The organism is Paraburkholderia sp. UCT70 (genome assembly GCF_050434085.1).
GTDB lineage: Bacteria > Pseudomonadota > Gammaproteobacteria > Burkholderiales > Burkholderiaceae > Paraburkholderia > Paraburkholderia tuberum.
Genome location: NZ_JBNPVZ010000004.1, coordinates 4,242,901 through 4,259,336 on the forward strand (window position 1 = coordinate 4,242,901; position 16,436 = coordinate 4,259,336).

Annotated in this window: 15 protein-coding genes; 5 read left to right on the top strand and 10 right to left on the bottom strand. The window is 64.3% G+C overall.

Translation table 11 applies throughout. The annotated features are described in order from the left end of the window. Positions 1-72: 72 nt before the first annotated feature. The 4 genes from OKW41_RS45315 to OKW41_RS45330 form a co-directional block, all read right to left on the bottom strand. Positions 73-852, bottom strand: coding sequence for an ABC transporter ATP-binding protein (locus OKW41_RS45315; RefSeq protein WP_429452475.1), 780 nt, complete (start codon positions 850-852; stop codon positions 73-75). Between the two features lie 39 nt (positions 853-891). After that, positions 892-1,605, bottom strand: a complete 714-nt coding sequence (locus OKW41_RS45320) for an ABC transporter permease (protein ID WP_018419774.1) — start codon at positions 1,603-1,605, stop codon at positions 892-894. After that, positions 1,602-2,291 (bottom strand): ABC transporter permease, encoded by a 690-nt coding sequence (locus OKW41_RS45325; protein ID WP_184007926.1) that lies wholly within the window; start codon positions 2,289-2,291, stop codon positions 1,602-1,604. The genes OKW41_RS45320 and OKW41_RS45325 overlap by 4 nt, the downstream gene beginning before the upstream one ends. A gap of 274 nt (positions 2,292-2,565) precedes the next feature. Continuing rightward, positions 2,566-3,342, bottom strand: a complete 777-nt coding sequence (locus tag OKW41_RS45330) for an ABC transporter substrate-binding protein (protein WP_429576420.1) — start codon at positions 3,340-3,342, stop codon at positions 2,566-2,568. Positions 3,343-3,930: 588 nt separating this feature from the next. On the opposite strand from OKW41_RS45330, the gene OKW41_RS45335 reads away from it, so the two are divergent. After that, on the top strand, positions 3,931-4,641 hold the full coding sequence (locus tag OKW41_RS45335; RefSeq protein WP_429576421.1) for a pirin family protein: 711 nt from the start codon (positions 3,931-3,933) through the stop codon (positions 4,639-4,641). A gap of 139 nt (positions 4,642-4,780) precedes the next feature. Here OKW41_RS45335 and OKW41_RS45340 read toward each other — a convergent pair whose 3' ends face one another. Continuing rightward, positions 4,781-5,314, bottom strand: a complete 534-nt coding sequence (locus OKW41_RS45340; protein ID WP_429452469.1) for a periplasmic heavy metal sensor — start codon at positions 5,312-5,314, stop codon at positions 4,781-4,783. A gap of 218 nt (positions 5,315-5,532) precedes the next feature. Between OKW41_RS45340 and OKW41_RS45345 the strand changes: the two genes are divergently transcribed. After that, complete coding sequence (locus OKW41_RS45345) at positions 5,533-6,258, top strand: response regulator (RefSeq protein ID WP_090803560.1); 726 nt, start codon at positions 5,533-5,535, stop codon at positions 6,256-6,258. Beyond that, positions 6,242-7,558: an ATP-binding protein gene (locus tag OKW41_RS45350; protein ID WP_429452467.1), complete on the top strand. Its 1,317-nt coding sequence runs from the start codon at positions 6,242-6,244 to the stop codon at positions 7,556-7,558. Before OKW41_RS45345 ends, OKW41_RS45350 begins: the two co-directional genes overlap by 17 nt. A 59-nt stretch (positions 7,559-7,617) precedes the next feature. Here the strand turns inward: OKW41_RS45350 and OKW41_RS45355 are convergent, their stop codons facing one another. Both OKW41_RS45355 and OKW41_RS45360 read right to left on the bottom strand, forming a co-directional pair. Continuing rightward, positions 7,618-7,884 (bottom strand): hypothetical protein, encoded by a 267-nt coding sequence (locus OKW41_RS45355; RefSeq protein ID WP_018419782.1) that lies wholly within the window; start codon positions 7,882-7,884, stop codon positions 7,618-7,620. Between the two features lie 172 nt (positions 7,885-8,056). Beyond that, entirely contained in the window at positions 8,057-9,748 is a 1,692-nt protein-coding gene (locus tag OKW41_RS45360; protein ID WP_429576422.1) for a sensor domain-containing diguanylate cyclase, read from the bottom strand. Positions 9,749-10,529: 781 nt separating this feature from the next. Here OKW41_RS45360 and OKW41_RS45365 point away from each other — a divergent pair. Together OKW41_RS45365 and OKW41_RS45370 are read left to right on the top strand one after the other, a co-directional pair. Beyond that, on the top strand, positions 10,530-12,281 hold the full coding sequence (locus OKW41_RS45365; protein ID WP_429576423.1) for an ABC transporter permease: 1,752 nt from the start codon (positions 10,530-10,532) through the stop codon (positions 12,279-12,281). Between the two features lie 19 nt (positions 12,282-12,300). Continuing rightward, complete coding sequence (locus OKW41_RS45370; RefSeq protein WP_429452460.1) at positions 12,301-13,647, top strand: AAA-associated domain-containing protein; 1,347 nt, start codon at positions 12,301-12,303, stop codon at positions 13,645-13,647. A gap of 68 nt (positions 13,648-13,715) precedes the next feature. Here the strand turns inward: OKW41_RS45370 and OKW41_RS45375 are convergent, their stop codons facing one another. The 3 genes from OKW41_RS45375 to OKW41_RS45385 all read right to left on the bottom strand — a co-directional run bounded on the left by OKW41_RS45375 (position 13,716) and on the right by OKW41_RS45385 (position 16,226). Next, on the bottom strand, positions 13,716-14,252 hold the full coding sequence (locus OKW41_RS45375; RefSeq protein ID WP_429576424.1) for a hypothetical protein: 537 nt from the start codon (positions 14,250-14,252) through the stop codon (positions 13,716-13,718). Further along, a complete protein-coding gene (locus tag OKW41_RS45380) occupies positions 14,249-14,827 on the bottom strand; it encodes a hypothetical protein (protein WP_429452456.1) in 579 nt (192 codons plus the stop codon). Before OKW41_RS45380 ends, OKW41_RS45375 begins: the two co-directional genes overlap by 4 nt. A 340-nt stretch (positions 14,828-15,167) precedes the next feature. Next, positions 15,168-16,226, bottom strand: coding sequence for a sigma-54 interaction domain-containing protein (locus tag OKW41_RS45385; RefSeq protein WP_429452454.1), 1,059 nt, complete (start codon positions 16,224-16,226; stop codon positions 15,168-15,170). Positions 16,227-16,436 lie beyond the last annotated feature (210 nt).

A 16,436-nucleotide genomic window follows, 5' to 3' on the forward strand; every position in this document is an offset into this window, starting at 1 on the left:
CGTAAGCGCCTTGTAAAACTACATTGACTACATTTTCGATGCCGTTCGCATCATAACTCGCGGGTAATTTTATTACTTGAGACTGCCCGACAGGAATTGCTTCAGACGTTCGCTCTTCGTGTTCCTGAACACCTCGTCGGGATGGCCTTCTTCCTCGACGCGGCCCTGGTGCAGAAACATCACGTGGTTCGACACGTTGCGCGCGAAGCCCATTTCGTGCGTGACGACGATCATCGTGCGGCCCTCCTCGGCGAGCTTCTGCATTACCTTCAGCACCTCGCCGACGAGTTCGGGGTCGAGCGCGGAGGTCGGTTCGTCGAACAGCATCACATCGGGGTGCATCGCCAGCGCCCGCGCGATCGCGACACGCTGCTGCTGGCCGCCCGACAGATGCGACGGATACTGTTTCTCGAGACGCGGCGCGAGACCGACCTTCTCCAGATATTCGCGCGCGCGGTCCTCGGCTTCCCTGCGCTTCAGACCGAGCACATGCACCGGCGCCTCGATGATGTTCTCGAGCACGTTCATGTGCGACCACAGGTTGAAGTGCTGGAACACCATCGAAAGCCTGGTGCGCACACGCTGCAACTGCTTCGGGTCCGACACGCGCAACGCGCCGTCCTTGGCGGTCTGCGTGCGCACTTCCTCGCCGTCGACGAAAATTCGCCCCGCGTTCGGCTGTTCGAGAAAGTTGATGCAGCGGAGCATCGTGCTCTTGCCCGAACCGGACGAACCGATCACGCTGATTACGTCGCCGGCATTGGCTTTCAGCGACACGCCCTTGAGGACTTCGTTGTCGCCGTACTTTTTGTGAAGCTCGTCGACGAAGAGCTTCTGCTTCTTGGAGTTCATCAGGATCCTTAACGAGCTTGCTTGTCCAGGGACGCGCAGTTACTTGCCTTGCGGCCGCAGGTAAGCGAGCCAGCGACGCTCGGCGCGGCGGAACAGCCACACGAGCGCGAAAGAAATACACAGATACAGCAGCGCGGCGATGCCGAACGCGTTGAACGACTGATACGTCGCGGAGTTGACGTCGCGCGCGATCTTCAGGATATCCGGCACCGTGGCCGTGAACGCGACGGTGGTCGCGTGCAGCATCAGGATCACTTCGTTGCTGTAGTAGGGCAGTGCGCGGCGCAGCGCCGACGGCAGAATGACGCGCCGGTACAGCGTGAACGACGACATGCCGTACGCGCGCGCCGCTTCGATCTCGCCGTAGGGCGTCGCCTTGATCGCGCCCGCGAAGATTTCGGTCGTGTACGCGCAGGTATTCAGCGTGAACGCGAGCAGCGTGCAGTGCATGCCGTCGCGAAAGAACGCGTTGGTCAGCTCGTTGTTGCGGATGATCTCGAGGCTGTAGAGACCCGTGTAGCACAGCAGCAGCTGCACGTAGAGCGGCGTGCCGCGGAAGATATACGTATAGAGCCACACGAGGCCCGCGAGCCATTTCTTCTTCGACACGCGCGCGACCGCGAGCGGCACCGACAGGCAGAAGCCGAGGCCGATCGACACGACCAGCAGCCACAACGTGATCGCGACGCCGGTGAAGCGATAGCCGTCGGTGAACAGATAGTTGCGCCAGTATTGCTGAATGATCTCGATCATAGATCCGCCTTTCGCACGCCGGTCGAGTAACGCTTTTCGAGGTACATCAGCACGAAGTTCGACACTGTGGTGATGACGAGATAGATCGCCCCCGCGAGCAGGGTAAAGAAGAAGAACCGCAAGGTACCCTTGCCGGCGTCCTGCGAGGCCTTGACGACGTCGGCGAGACCGATGATCGACACGAGCGCGGTCGCCTTGACCATCACCTGCCAGTTATTGCCGATGCCCGGAAGCGCGAAGCGCATCATTTGCGGGAACATCACGCGCGAGAACACCTGCCAGCTCGTCATGCCGTAGGCGGCGCCCGCTTCGAGCTGGCCGCGCGGCACCGCGATAAACGCGCCGCGGAACGTCTCGGTGAAGTACGCGCCGTAGATGAAGCCGAGCACCGCGACGCCGGCCACGAACGGGTCGATGTCGATCTGCTCCCAGCCGAGCGCGTCGGTCAGGTTGTTCAGCCAGATCTGGATGCTATAGAACAGCAGCAGCATCAGCACGAGATCGGGCACGCCGCGCACGAGCGTCGTATACACGGTGCCGATGCCGTTCGACAGACGGTTCTTCGACAATTTCGCCGCCGCGCCGAGCAGGCCGAGCACGAACGCGAGCGCGAGCGAGAACACCGCCAGCTTGACGGTTTGCCAGGTGCCGCTGAGAAGCAGCGGGCCGTAGCCTTGAAGGAACATAGGTAGTCCTCGACGATGCGCTTCTCGCGCACCGCGAAAGACGCGGCCCGCGTAGCGCCGCGTCCGGGACGAGCGCCTGGCTCGCCGTGATCCGCGGCGCACAGCGTGCCGCTGTGCAAATCATGCTGCAGAAACGTTGGTGCTCCTGCAGCGCGCTTTTGGGACTTTCGTCTCGGATTGTTTTGAATCTACTGCCTGGTGTCGCCACCTTCTTTGCCGCTTTCACTGCCACCGGCACGAGCCGGCTTACTGCGCAGTATCCTGCCTGTTTCGCTCAACGGCCAGGATAAATGTCGAAATCGAAGTACTGCTTTTGGAGCTTCTCGAATGTGCCGTCCTGATGAACCTCGGCGAGCGCCCGATTGAACTTCGCCTTCAGCTCGGCATCGCCCTTGCGCAGACCGATCGCGGTGCCTTCGCCGATCGTCTGCGGATCCTTCACTTCCGGACCGGCCCAGGCGAACCCTTTGCCGCGCGGCGTCTTCAGAAAGCCGGCGTCGGCCTGCACTTCGTCCTGCAGCGCGGCGTCGAGGCGGCCCGACGCAAGATCCGCGTACACCTGGTCCTGATTCTGGTACGACACGACGAGCACGCCCTTCGGCTCCCACCAGGCCTTCGCGTACTGTTCCTGCGTCGAACCCTGCTCGACGCCGACGTGCTTGCCTTTCAGCGATTCAGGGGTGGGCAGAAGAGCCGAACCGGTTTTCGCAATCATGCGGGCGGGCGCGTCGAACATCTTGTCGGAGAAGTCGATCTGCTCGCGGCGCTTGTCGGTCACGCTTAGCGAGGAAATGATCGCGTCGAACTTGCGAGCTTTCAGCGCCGGGATGATGCCATCGAGATCCTGCGCGACCCACACGCACTTCACGTTCATCTTCGCGCACAGCGCGCGGGTCAGATCGGCATCGAAACCGACGATGTCGCCATTAGGCGACTTCGATTCGAATGGCGGATAACTGGCATCGACCCCGATGCGCACCGTTTTCCATTCTTTCGCCATCGCGCCGGTGGCCATGACTGCCAGAGCCACGCACAGTGCGAGCTTCTTCATGTTTCTCCTGAATCATACTGATCGTCGTAACGACACGACTCGACGAGCACCGGCCGAGGGCCGACGGTCGCTATTCTAGGCGGTCAAAATTGGCGTGCCGCAGGGATTGTCGCCGCGCTCTGGTCGTCCTTGCGCGGGTGTTTCGTCCGACGTGGCGCGCCGGTCCGGCGCGTTCGGTGCTTATCGGGCGCGGCTCGCGCGGTGTGGTGCCGAGTCGAAGCCCGTCGCGCACCGGTTGCGGCCCGCCCGCCGAGGCTTGTCGGCGCGGCCTGCACGTCCCGCGAGACGTCCACGCGGCTTGAAAAGCGCGGTATTTTACCCGAAGAGCGGCAAGCTGCCAGCGCAGCGCGGCATCGAGCGGCAAGACGCCGTGCAACGCGTTGTGCGTGCGCGACGCCGGCGCGGTTTTGCGGGCGCCGGGCATCCGGGCGCCGGGCTTTCCGCGCGATAGGCTCGCCGGTCGCGCCGCCCGCGCGATTGCATGCAGCGATGGAACGCTGCGGTGCGGTCGCGCACGATTGTTATGGGGGGGCGGAACCCCTACATTCCCAACATCGCTCTGATTGACTACTTACCGGGAGACTTTCCATGATCGAGATTCGCCGCTCCGCAGAACGCGGTCACGCCAACCACGGCTGGCTCGACTCGTATCACAGCTTCTCGTTTGCCGATTACCGCGACCCCGAGCACGTGCACTTCGGGCCGCTGCGCGTGATCAACGAAGACCGCATCGCCGGCGGTCAGGGTTTCGGCGCGCACGGGCATCGCGACATGGAGATCGTCACGTATGTGCTCGAAGGCGCGCTTGCGCATCGCGACAGCATGGGCAATGGCTCGACGATCCGTCCCGGCGACGTGCAGCGCATGAGCGCGGGCACCGGCGTGCAGCATAGCGAGTTCAACGCGTCGCGCGACGAACTCGCGCACTTGCTGCAGATCTGGATCATCCCGCGCCGCGCGGGCGACCAGCCCGGCTACGAGGAAAAGCGCTTCGACGCCGACAGCAAGCGCGGCCGCCTGCGCGTGATCGCGTCGCCCGACGGCCGCGACGGCTCCGTGACGATCCATGCGGACGCGTCGATCTACGCGGGACTGTTCGACGGCGCCGAACACGCGACGTTCGCGCTGCCGGCGGGGCGCCTCGCCTACCTGCACGTCGCGCGCGGCTCGCTGAGCGTGAACGGCACGGTGCTCGAGTCGGGCGATGCCGCGAAGCTCAGCGACGTCGACACGGTGACGCTGGAAAAGGGCGACGACGCGGAAGTGCTGCTGTTCGATCTGGGTCAGTTGAACGGCTGATTCAAGCAGTTGATTCGCGCGGGGCGCCGATCGGGCAGCGAGCAGCGCCAAACAGCAACGCCACGGAAAACATCTTCCGTGGCGTTTTTCTATTAGCGAGGCGCCCTCCCTGGCCCGCCTCTCGGATGCAACGCGCCGCTTATTGATTGGCGGCCGGCGCCGACGCCGCGCCCTTGTGATGCTCCCAGCGCTCGCGCATCTTCTCGTGACGCTGCTCCATCCGCGCGAAGCGCTGCTTCAGCGCCGTGCTGACGGTGGTCTTCTGCTGGTCGTTCAGGCCGTTATAGAACTTCAGCCACGCGTCGGTGGTTTGCTGACGCAGTTGCGCGTCCTTCTGCTCGATCTGCTGATGCGTCGCGGCCATCGCGTTCAGATCCAGGATCGGCTGTTGCTGTGCGGCCTTGAACTGGTCTTGAACCTGCTCGTGGTTGGCGCGCATCGCTTCGTGGTTCTGCTTCATCGTATCGAGCGCGTTTTGCCACAGCTTTTCCTGATCCGCGTTCAGCTTCAGCTGGTCGTGGAGTTGGGTCAGTTCCTTCATGAAATGGCCATGCCAGCCGCCGGGCCCGCCGTGCGCCTGCTCAGCGGGTTGGGCGGCGTAAGCGGCGCCTGCGCCGATGGCGAGAGCGGTGGCAGCAACGGCGAGAACGCGCGACATCTTTTTGGTGGACATATGAGGCTCCTTGTAATGGAATAGCCGACGAAGCAACCGGTCTTTGGACTGCCTGCACTCGGTAAGGCACAGCGTAGAGAACCGGGTGCGCCGCTGTGTTACGCGCCCGGACGCCGCTATTACCAGCAATTACGTGTGGCTTTCACCGTAACACCCGGTAACCCTTCAGACCGTTTGGAAAACGAAATCCCTTTTGGCTGCGCGTTAAACTTCATTCCATGGCTACTCAAATTCTGGTCGTCGACGACGACGTCGAACTGCGCGATCTGTTGCGCGACTATCTCGCCCGTCAGGGTATCGAAGTTTCGGTGCTGCACGACGCGGGCTCGCTCGAACGGCGCCTCGAGCGCGAGCGCCCCGACCTCATCGTGCTGGACCTGATGATGCCCGGCGTGGACGGCCTCACCGCGCTGCGCAAGCTGCGCGCGTCGGGCGACGATATCCCCGTCATCATGCTGACCGCGCGTGCGGACGACGTCGATCGTATCGTCGGGCTCGAACTCGGCGCGGACGATTACCTCGGCAAACCGTTCAATCCGCGCGAGCTACTCGCGCGCGTGCAGGCGGTGCTGCGGCGGCGCCGCACGCTGCCGTCGGCGGCCGCGCCCGAGCAGCGCGAGCCGTTCAGCTTCGGCCGCTTCACGCTGGATTTCCAGTCGCGTACGCTGCATCTCGAAGACAAGCCGCTCGCGCTGTCGGGCAGCGAGTTCGCGCTGCTGAAGATTTTCGTCAATCACCCCATGCGCACGCTCACGCGCGAGCGCCTGCTGGAACTGCTGCACGGTCCCGAGTACGACGGCACCGACCGCGGCATCGACGTGCAGGTGTGGCGCCTGCGTCGCATTCTCGAAACCGATCCATCCACGCCGCGCTTCATCCAGACCGTGCGCGGCCGTGGTTACGTGTTCGTGCCGGACGGCGAGCAGCATGCGTCGGCCCATTGATTCGCTGTTCGGGCGGCTCGCGCTGCTCGTCGTCGCGGTGCTGTTGCTGTCGCATTTCGCGTGGTATGCGCTGATGCGGCTCGAACGTTCGCAACTGCAAACGCGCTACGCGGTCGAGGAAGCGACCTTCCTCGTCGACGCGGTGCGTCAGCACGTCGCCCGCACACCGGATCAACCGCTGCCGTCGCGTGTGAAGCTGGTCGACCCGGCGAGCCCGGACGTGCCGGCGGCCAGCGCTAACATGCCGCCGCCGCTCGCGCATTTCGTCGAGGACGTGCGCGACCGCATGCCGGCCGACACCCAGGTGCGCGTCGGTCCGCCCGGCGCTCCGCCCATGCTATGGGTGCGCGCCGCGACCGATCAGAACTGGATCGTCGTGCCGGTGCAGCCGCTGCGCATGCCGCGCTCGCTCGACCGCACGGTCTTGTGGCTCGTCATCATTTTCTCGTTTGCGGTGATGGCGGCGCTGTTCGCCGCCTGGGCGCTGCAGCGGCCGCTGCGCTTGCTCGCGCAGGCGGTGGCGCGCTTCGGTCGCGGGCTGCCGGTGCCGCCGGTGCCCGAGCGCGGGCCGCGCGAGTTGCGGCAACTCACCAATGGCTTCAATCAGATGGTGCAGGAAGTCGCGCGCACCGAGAACGATCGCGCGGTGATGCTTGCCGGTGTCGCGCATGACCTGAAGACGCCGCTCGCGCGTCTGCGGCTGCGCGCCGAAATGATGGACGACGCGAAGACGCGCGACGGCGTCGTGCGCGACGTCGATTCGATGACGCATATCGTCGAGCAGTTCCTGCTGTTCGCGCACGACGGCGCGGACCGCAGTGAACCCGTGGAAGTGGATGCGCAGTGCGAGCGTGTCGTGCGCAGCTATCGGGCGGTGGCCACCAATGCGCCGACCGTGCGCACGGAACTGAACGCCGGGCCGTCATTTTTGCTGCCGGCGGCCACGCTCGACCGGATTCTGTCGAATCTGATCGACAACGCGCATGCGTATGGCGCGCCGCCGGTGGTCGTCGCGACCGCGCGTACACCGCAGTGCTTTACGCTATCCATTAGCGACAACGGCACGGGCATCGCCGCGCAGGATCTGATCAGCGCGAGCCGGCCGTTCGTGCGGCTCGATCCGGCGCGCGGCGGCAACGGCCATAGCGGGCTAGGCCTTGCGATCGTCGAGCGGCTCGTGCGGCGCGCGGGCGGTGAATGGGAAATCGGCAATCATGGCGGCCGCGGTTTGCGGGTGTTGATGAGTTTTCCGTTCGACGTGCTGCCGCGGGTCGCGACCGCCTCGGAAAACGCCTGGTAGAAGCAGGGGTGTTGGAGTCGCGATGCGCGCGAGGCATCGGCATCGCGAGCGGCGAGAGCTCAGTCCGAAAACAGCGTATTCAACGCGTTCGCCGTTTCGCTATCGACGGTATTCCACGTCACCGATTCCGCCTCGAAAATATAGTGCGTCGTATATTTGCCGAGGCGCGCGAGTATTTCCTCCTGAATCAGTTCCGGCGCGACCTCCAGTTTCAGATACCACGCGGTCGACGACAGACGCGTCTGGAACGCGCCGTATTCGGCGAGCAGATGGTCGAATGCATCAGCGTCGTGATCGCGACAGACGATCACCAGATTTCCCTTCATGCGAATCTCCCGTTAGTGCGGTAGTGACGATCCGATATCAGGATTGATGATACCTGCTTCGTTGCGGGAGGCTCGGCGTCGTTTTCAGCGCGGGGCAGGGTGTCGGCGTGGGTCGGCTGAGCGGAGAGGGCGATACCGTCGCGCGTTGAATCTTTCGGCGAGCGTCAGGCATTCACCAGGCATTCACCGCCGTGCGCGTAGGCGGCGCCGTATCGTCGGGCGGCAGTGCTTCGGTGCGGTCGCGCCCGCCGGTCTTCGCCGCGTACAGCGCGGTATCGGCGCGGCTCATGAGACGCTCGGGCAGATCGTCGGGCGACAGTTCGGTGATGCCGATGCTCACGCTCAGCCCCGCCGAGGCCGGCAGCTTCGGCGAGGGCACCGCTTTCAACCGCAGCCGCAGACGCTCGACGACCTCGCGCCCGCCCGTCAGATCGGTGGCCGGCAGCAGCAGGCCGAACTCTTCGCCGCCGAGCCGGCCGACCGCGTCGGAGCCACGCAGCTCGGCGCGACACGTATCGACGAAATGTTCGAGCGCGCGGTCGCCGGCGGCGTGGCCGAAGCGGTCGTTGATCTGCTTGAAGTGGTCGAGATCGGCGATCGCCATGCACAGCGGCTCGCGCCCCGCGTGCGCGCGATCGATCTCGTGGCGTAGCAGGTCGAGGAAATAGCGCCGCGACAGCGCGCCGGTCAACGCATCGTGCCGCGCCTCCGCCGACAGCAGCGTATTGGCCGACTGCAACTGCTCGGCGAGATCGCGTGTCGCGCGATGGTGGCGCCGCTCGCGCACGTAGGACACGGTGATCACCCACGCGAGCGCGACGGTGCCGGCCAGCGTCAGGAACACCAGCAGGTGGTCGCGCTTGTGGTTGCGCAGCAGCTCCGGCCACGCGGCGAGCGGATCGACCAGGTGCGCGGAGAGCCCCGAGTTCAGGCCGCCGCGGTTCTGATAGAGCGCCGGGGCCGGCCGTTCGATCATGCCGAACAGCTGCGCGGCGACCGACGCCGGCACCCACGGCGCCTGCTCACGCACTTGCGTGTCTTCGCGGATCAGCATGTCGGGGAACGTCTCCCGGCGGTAGATGATGCGCCGCTCGGCGGGGCTCATCAGTGTGACGCGCGAGTTCGGCAACGCGTGGCCTTCGAGCGCGCTGTTGTGCGCCATGATGATGACGCCGTTGTCGTCGGACACGAAGGTGCCCGCGTGCGCGACCCAGTGGCGCAACCGCGCGATGCCGACCTTCGCGACCACCGCGCCGACCAGCAGCCCGTCCGCGTACACCGGCGCGGCGATGAAGATGCCCGGCTCGCCGCTCGCGCGACCCACGCCGTAGGCTTCGGAGAATGCGCCGAGCAGCGCGTTGGTCAGATAGCCGCGCGCGCGCATGTCCACGCCGACGAACGATTGCTGCGCACCCTCGGGGTTCGACATCGTGCCGCTCGACGCGACGCAAATGCCGTTCGCGTTGACGATCCAGACCTGATCGAGCCCGGAGAAGCCCTGCGCTTCGTGCAGGAACCTGCTGACCCCAGCCATCTTCGGATCCTTGAGCAAGGTGGCTCGCAAGGCGGGTTCCGCCGCCTCGCTGTTCACGGCATAATTCTGCGATTGCACGAGGGCACGCTGGACCACGTCCATTTCGGCCATGGTTGCGGGGATGGCGCGGGACATCGCGAGGTCGCTGGCAATCACTTCAGCCATGTTGTCGACGATCGACGTGGACATTTGCCGCTGCGTGTGCAACGCCGCGTCCAGCTCTTGCTGTACCATCCGGTCCGCGACCATGCCAGCCACGAACCAGCAGACGAGTACGATCAGCACGAAGCTGACCGGGCCGGCTACCTGGCGCAAGGTTGTCCTGTTCATCGACCCTCTGATCCGTCTGGCTGTGACATGCAACTTGCTCGTTCGTGGGCAGCGCGCTCTCAACGCTGTGTCGTTATCTGCATCAGCTGCGGATTCGTCCCGTCGCGAGCGACCTGCGCTGCGCCGTCGCCATGCCCGGGATGATCCGCTGATAAACAGGTACGTCGTTTCCCGATTTTAACCGTCGCGGGGCACGATGCCACCGTTATTGCTGGGATGCCGCCTGCATATGCCGCGCCGATCAGGTTCTTAACGGCAGCCGCGCCGCTTTCTTGATAGCTGTGCGGGCCAATGAAGCGATCGAGCCACGATGGCCGGGGCGATGCGCCGATGTGGCTTGCGCGCCACGCCGCGAAACGGCCTCGCCACGTGTCAGGCCGAAGTACGCGGCAGCAGGGTACAGTGCGGCGCGGCGACGCGTGCCGACGCTTGCTGAAGACTTACGCCACGGCCTCGCGAGGCCGTATCGCAATTTGCGGCGAAAGGTTGTGCCTGAAACATAGGATGGTGTAGTGTCGTGCCGTCCAAAACGAGGAAAGCCCGCGAGCCCTCGGGCGGCGCCCGCGGCGACAGGAGTTCGGCGTGATGGCTGTGGTCGTGGGCGACGCGTTCACGAACCTGTCCATTGCCGGCCCATGTGTCTCCAACGCTAACGATTTACCACGCACGCGCGTCTTGCCATGCCTGATTTCCGCTTTCCGGACCGACCCATAGACCGCCGCGGAGCAGCCTCGGCCTCCTTCGAGCGTTCGAATGCCTGTTTGAAGAGGGAGGGCATCTGATGGATTTCAGCTTCGACCTGAAGCGCACCGCCAATGCGTCGGCATGGCGGGTGTTGCCCAACCGCTGGGACTTCGTCGCGTTTCCGCTGATCATCTGCCTGATCGCGATGGCGTCGATCGGCTTTCACGAGACGCTCGCGCCGATGTCGACGCTAAAGACGCAGGCGATCTCGCTCGATCCGGCCAACCTGCCCGAGTACGCGATGCGCACCACGCTGCGCATGCTCGCGGCGATGGTCGCGTCGCTGATCTTCACGCTGGTCTACGGGACGCTGGCCGCCAAGAGCCGCCGCGCCGGTCTCGTGCTGGTGCCGATCCTGGACATCCTGCAGTCGGTGCCGGTGCTCGGCTACATCTCGTTCACGGTGACGTTCTTCCTCGCGATGTTCCCGGGCCGCGTGCTCGGCGCCGAACTCGCCGCGATCTTCGCGATCTTCACGAGCCAGGCGTGGAACATGACGTTCAGCTTCTATCAGTCGCTGCGCACGGTGCCGCGCGATCTCGACGAAGTCTCGCGCGGCTTTCATCTGACTTCATGGCAGCGCTTCTGGAAACTCGAAGTGCCGTTCTCGATGCCCGGCCTGATCTGGAACATGATGATGTCAATGTCGGGCGGCTGGTTCTTCGTCGTGGCTTCCGAAGCGATCACGGTCGGCAATCATACGGTTACGCTGCCGGGCATCGGCGCCTACCTGGCGCAGGCGATCAGCGACAAGAACCTGCACGCGATCGGCTGGGTCATCCTCGCGATGACGGTCGTGATTCTCGCCTATGACCAGTTGCTGTTCCGTCCGCTCGTCGCGTGGGCCGACAAGTTCCGCATGGAGTTCACGAGTTCGGGCGATGCGCCGGAATCGTGGCTGCTCGACCTGATTCGCCGCACGCGGCTGATTCACCGGTTGCTCGTGCCGCTCGGCTGGATGTTCGCGCGCGCGGCTCGGGTGCGCTTCCAACTGCCGGCGTTTAGCGCGCCGCGCTTTCACATCCCGCAGCGCGAGAAGAACTCGAAGCTCGGCGACATCATCTGGGCGGCGATCGTGCTGCTCGCCACGGTGTATGTGGTGTACCGCGTGTTCCTGTATGTGCGTACCGGCGTGACGCTCGACGAGATCGGCCACGTGTTCGTGCTGGGCCTGATCACGCTCCTGCGCGTGGTCGTGCTGATCGCGATCGCTTCCGTGATCTGGGTGCCCGTCGGCGTGCTGATTGGCCTGCGCCCCGCGCTCGCGGAAAAGATGCAGCCACTCGCGCAGTTCCTCGCGGCGTTCCCGGCGAATTTGCTGTTCCCGGTGTTCGTGATCGTCATCGTGCGCTTTCACCTGAATCCGGACATCTGGCTGTCGCCGCTGATCGTGCTCGGCACGCAGTGGTATATCCTGTTCAACGTGATTGCAGGTGCAAGCTCGTATCCGAACGACTACCGCGAGGCGGCCAAGAATTTCCACATTCGCGGCTGGCAGTGGTGGCGTCAGGCGATGCTGCCGGGTATTTTTCCGTACTACGTGACCGGCGCGATCACCGCGTCGGGCGGCGCGTGGAACGCAAGCATCGTTGCCGAGTTCGTGCAGTGGGGCGATACCAAGGTCGCCGCGCATGGCCTCGGCGCCTATATCGCGCAGACTACCGCGGCGGGCGACTATCCGAAGATCATCGTGGGCATCGCTGTGATGTCCCTGTTCGTGACCCTGTTCAACCGTCTGCTGTGGCGTCCGATGTACGCCTACGCCGAAGGCAAGCTCCGTCTAGATTGAGATATGAAGGCTTAACGCGATGCAAAATCCTAAAGCTGCTATGACCGCCGCGTCGATCCAGACGCCGCCGAAGCCCCCGCGCCTCGGCGAGGAAATCCTGCGCGTGAAGGACGTGTGCCGCGGCTTCAACAAGACGCAGGGCGAACTGCTCGTCCTCGACGACGCGAATCTGTCGCTGCGCGAGGGCGAGATCGTCGGTCTGCTTGGCCGTTCGGGCTCGGGCAAGTCAACGCTGTTGCGCATCATCGCCGGTCTGATCGAGCCGACCGACGGCGAAGTCACGTACATGGGCAAGCCACTCGCAGGCCCTGCCAAGGGTGTCGCGATGGTGTTCCAGACCTTCGCGCTGTTTCCGTGGCTGACCGTGCTGCAGAACGTGGAAGCGGGTCTCGAGGCGCAAGGCGTCGGTGCGTCGGAGCGGCGCACGCGCGCGCTCGCCGCGATCGACCTGATCGGCCTCGACGGCTTCGAAAACGCGTATCCGCGCGAGTTGTCGGGCGGCATGCGCCAGCGCGTCGGCTTTGCGCGCGCGCTCGTCGTCGATCCGACGCTGCTGCTGATGGACGAGCCGTTCTCCGCGCTCGACGTGCTGACCGCCGAAACGCTGCGTACCGACCTGCTCGATCTCTGGACGCAGGGGCGCATGCCGATCAAGGCGGTGCTGATCGTGACGCACAACATCGAGGAAGCGGTGTTCATGTGCGACCGCATTCTGGTGCTGTCGTCGAACCCGGGCCGCGTGATCGCCGAGATCAAGGTGCCGTTCAAGCATCCGCGCAACCGTCTGGACCCGGCATTCCGCCGCCTCGTCGACGAGATCTACGCGAAGATGACCGCGCGTCAGACCGACGAAAAGACCAGGAAGGGGCTGGAGCTCGGTAGCTGGCTGCCGCACGTGTCGACCAACCTGATGGCCGGTCTGATCGAAACGCTCGCCGCCGCGCCGTATCACGGCCGCGCGGACATGCCGGAAATCGCGCGCTCGCTGCATCTGGAGGTCGACGATCTGTTCCCGATCGCCGAAGTGCTGCAGCACCTCGGTTTCGCCGACGTGCGCGAGGGCGACATTTTCCTGACGCCGCCGGCGCGCGTGTTCTCCGAGTTCGGCACGCAGGAACGGAAGATGATGTTCGCCGAGCATCTGCTGCGGCACGTGCCGCTCGCGGCGCGGATCAAGAAGGTGTTGAACGAGCGGCCGGGACATCGCGCGCCGCGCGTGCGTTTCGAGCAGGAGCTCGAGGACTTCCTGTCGGACAGCGCGGCGGAAGAGACGCTCGACGCGGTCATCAACTGGGGCCGTTACGGCGAGATCTTTTCGTATAACGATCAGACCGAAATCTTCAGTCTGGAAGACGTCGAGTCTTAAGCCGGCCTTTGCGCGCGAGAGATTGCGGTTCAGACAAAAAAGCGGCGAGGAAAACCTCGCCGCTTTTTTTATTGCAGATTACCCCAGCGTGCGACCGCTGGTTCGGCCGTCGCCCATTTCCAGCCCTCGTCCTGCTGACACGCGCTCGCGGTGAACCACATCTCGGGTGCGTTCGGTCCGTCGCCGTCTTGCACCGAGAACACGAATTCCTTGCACAGCGCCAGCGCCGAGCCGAACGCGCGGGTCACGCGCACCTGGCCGTGGCCGTTCTCGATCGGCAACGTATGCTTGACCGACCACGGTTTCGTTTCGCCGACCGGCATCGTGCCGACGAGCGCCGCCATCAGATCCTGCTGGTCCTTGTGCATGCTGCGCATGTAGCGCGCGACGGCTTCGTCGGTGGCGGCCTGCACGGCGATGCCGACGCCGAGCGCGACGGCCGGATTGCTGGTCACGATACCCGACGCGACACCCGCCGCCGCGCCGCTTGCCGCGCCGATCGACGAGCAGCCGCTCGCGAGCAGACCCGCGCCGACGCATAGCGCGCCGGCCGCGAACAGACGCAGCCGACCACGCATCGGAACGCTAAGCGAGCACGCCGTCATTGCAGCGCACCCCAGCGCTCGGTGGCGGGCTCGGCCGATGCCCAACGCCAGTTCTGACCATCGCGGCAGACCGATGCGATATAAAACGCGCTGCTCGCGGGTTTGTCGCGCGTTGGGTTCTGATCGACAGAAAAGACGATTTCCTTGCAGTCGAGCGCGCCGGTGCTGATCAGACGGCTGACGGTCACGCGGCCGTGCTCGTCGTCTTCGATCGGGAAGGAGTGGGTGATGCTCCAAGGGGCGACAGCGCCGACTTCGAGCGGACCGGCCGCCTGCGCGATGCTGTTCTGCGTATTCGTGTGGACTACGCGCTCCGAGTACTGCACGCCGGCGCGGGCGGCGGCGACCGCGCCAAGACCGATGCCGGTCGCGACCGCCGCATTGCTGGTGACCTTGCCGGCGACCGCGGCACCCGCGACACCGGCGCCCGCGACTGCGCCTTCCGAGTACAACGAACTACAGCCGCTCAACGCCGACGAAACCACCAGCGCCACCGCGATCAGCGCCGTTGCGTGAGGGCGTTTGCCTGCGGCAACGGACTTCGCGTTGCCAGCCCACACCATTTTCTTTTGCATTTCTCCCGTCCCTGCCGTACAGGTGCCTTCGATCACGTGTTGCGCGTGTAAGCGAAGGGCACGTCGTTTAATACGCTGCCGCATTGTGCAGGATGCGTTTTGTAATTGGCAGCGAAAAAATGCAAGAAATTGCAAAACATCGTGCGGTGCGATGTTTTCTGTTGCATGGGGGAGAAGATTTACCTAGTTGTGCAAAGTATTTTGAGAAATGAGGGCAAATTTGCCGTCGGAGTTATTCCCAGGGGGAGGTGAATTCGGTGCTGAGAAACGTGCGGCGAAACGATCACGGCGAGCTGCGCTGCGGGCCGGCGCGATCGGCGAACGGCCCGCGTTGCAGTGCCTATTGCTCGGCTTCGTCTTCCCCGCTTTCGTCGCCGTATGCGCTCAGCCGGTTGTACAGCGTTTTGAGGCTCACGCCGAGCGCTTTGGCAGCGCGTCGCTTGTCGCCGCCGCAGTACTTGAGGGTGCCGAGAATGATCTGCTTCTGCGCGTCGGCGAGCGGCGTGCCGATCCACACGCTCATCGCGTCGCCTTGCGTGACCGCTTTCTTGACTCGCGACGCAAGATGCGGATGCGGCAATTCGACCGTCTTTTCCGCGAGAATGAACGCGCGATATACGGCGTTCTTCAACTCGCGCACGTTGCCCGGCCACGACCATGAACGCAGCGTTTCGATCGAGCGTTTGCTGAAGCTCTTGTTGGTGCCTTCCTGCTGATTCAATTGCGCGAGGAAGTGTTGCGCGAGCAGTTCGCGATCGTTTTCGCGCTCGCGCAGCGGCGGCGCGCGCAGCGGAAATACCGCGAGCCGGTACATCAGATCCTCGCGCAAGCCGTTTTCCTTGACGGCTACCGCGGGGTCGCGATTGGTCGCGGCGATCACGCGTACGTTGCCGCTGATCAACTCGTTGCCGCCGACGCGATAGAACGTGCCGGTTTCGAGCGCGCGCAGCAGCTTGACCTGGCGCACCGGCGCCATTTCGGTGATTTCGTCCAGAAACAGCGTGCCGCCATTCGCATGTTCGAAGTAGCCGACGCGGCCCTGGACCGCGCCGGTGAAGCTGCCTTTTTCGTGGCCGAACAGTTCGGCTTCGATCAGCTCATCGGGAATCGCGCCGCAGTTCACGGCGACGAACGCGCCGTCCTTGCGGCCGCTGCGCTCGTGGATGGTGCGGGCGATCAGCTCCTTGCCGGTGCCCGATTCGCCGATGATCAGCGCGGTCGCGTCGGTATCGGCGACGCGTTCGATCTGTTCGTACAGATCGAGCATTACCGGCGACGAGCCGTACAGCAGCCCGTACGATTTCAGTCCCGCGACGGCGTCCGCGACGCGCTGCTTCGCTTGTGGCGAAGCATTGCCACCGGCGGACACGGTGGGCGAGTCCAGATCGATTGACGCCATAAAAAGGGAAGTCCTGTGCAAAATGGAGTTCGTGTTGCGGCGCGCAGGCCTTGAATGCGATAGACCGTACAGCCGCTATCTCATAAAAGACGATTTAACCACTTCGACACTGATTCCGGCAATCGAACTGGCAGCCGCTGAAATAGCCGTGCGCGCAATCGGTCGAAAGTGCGCGAAATTGGCTTTATCAGCGCGCTGGAGCGGTAAATA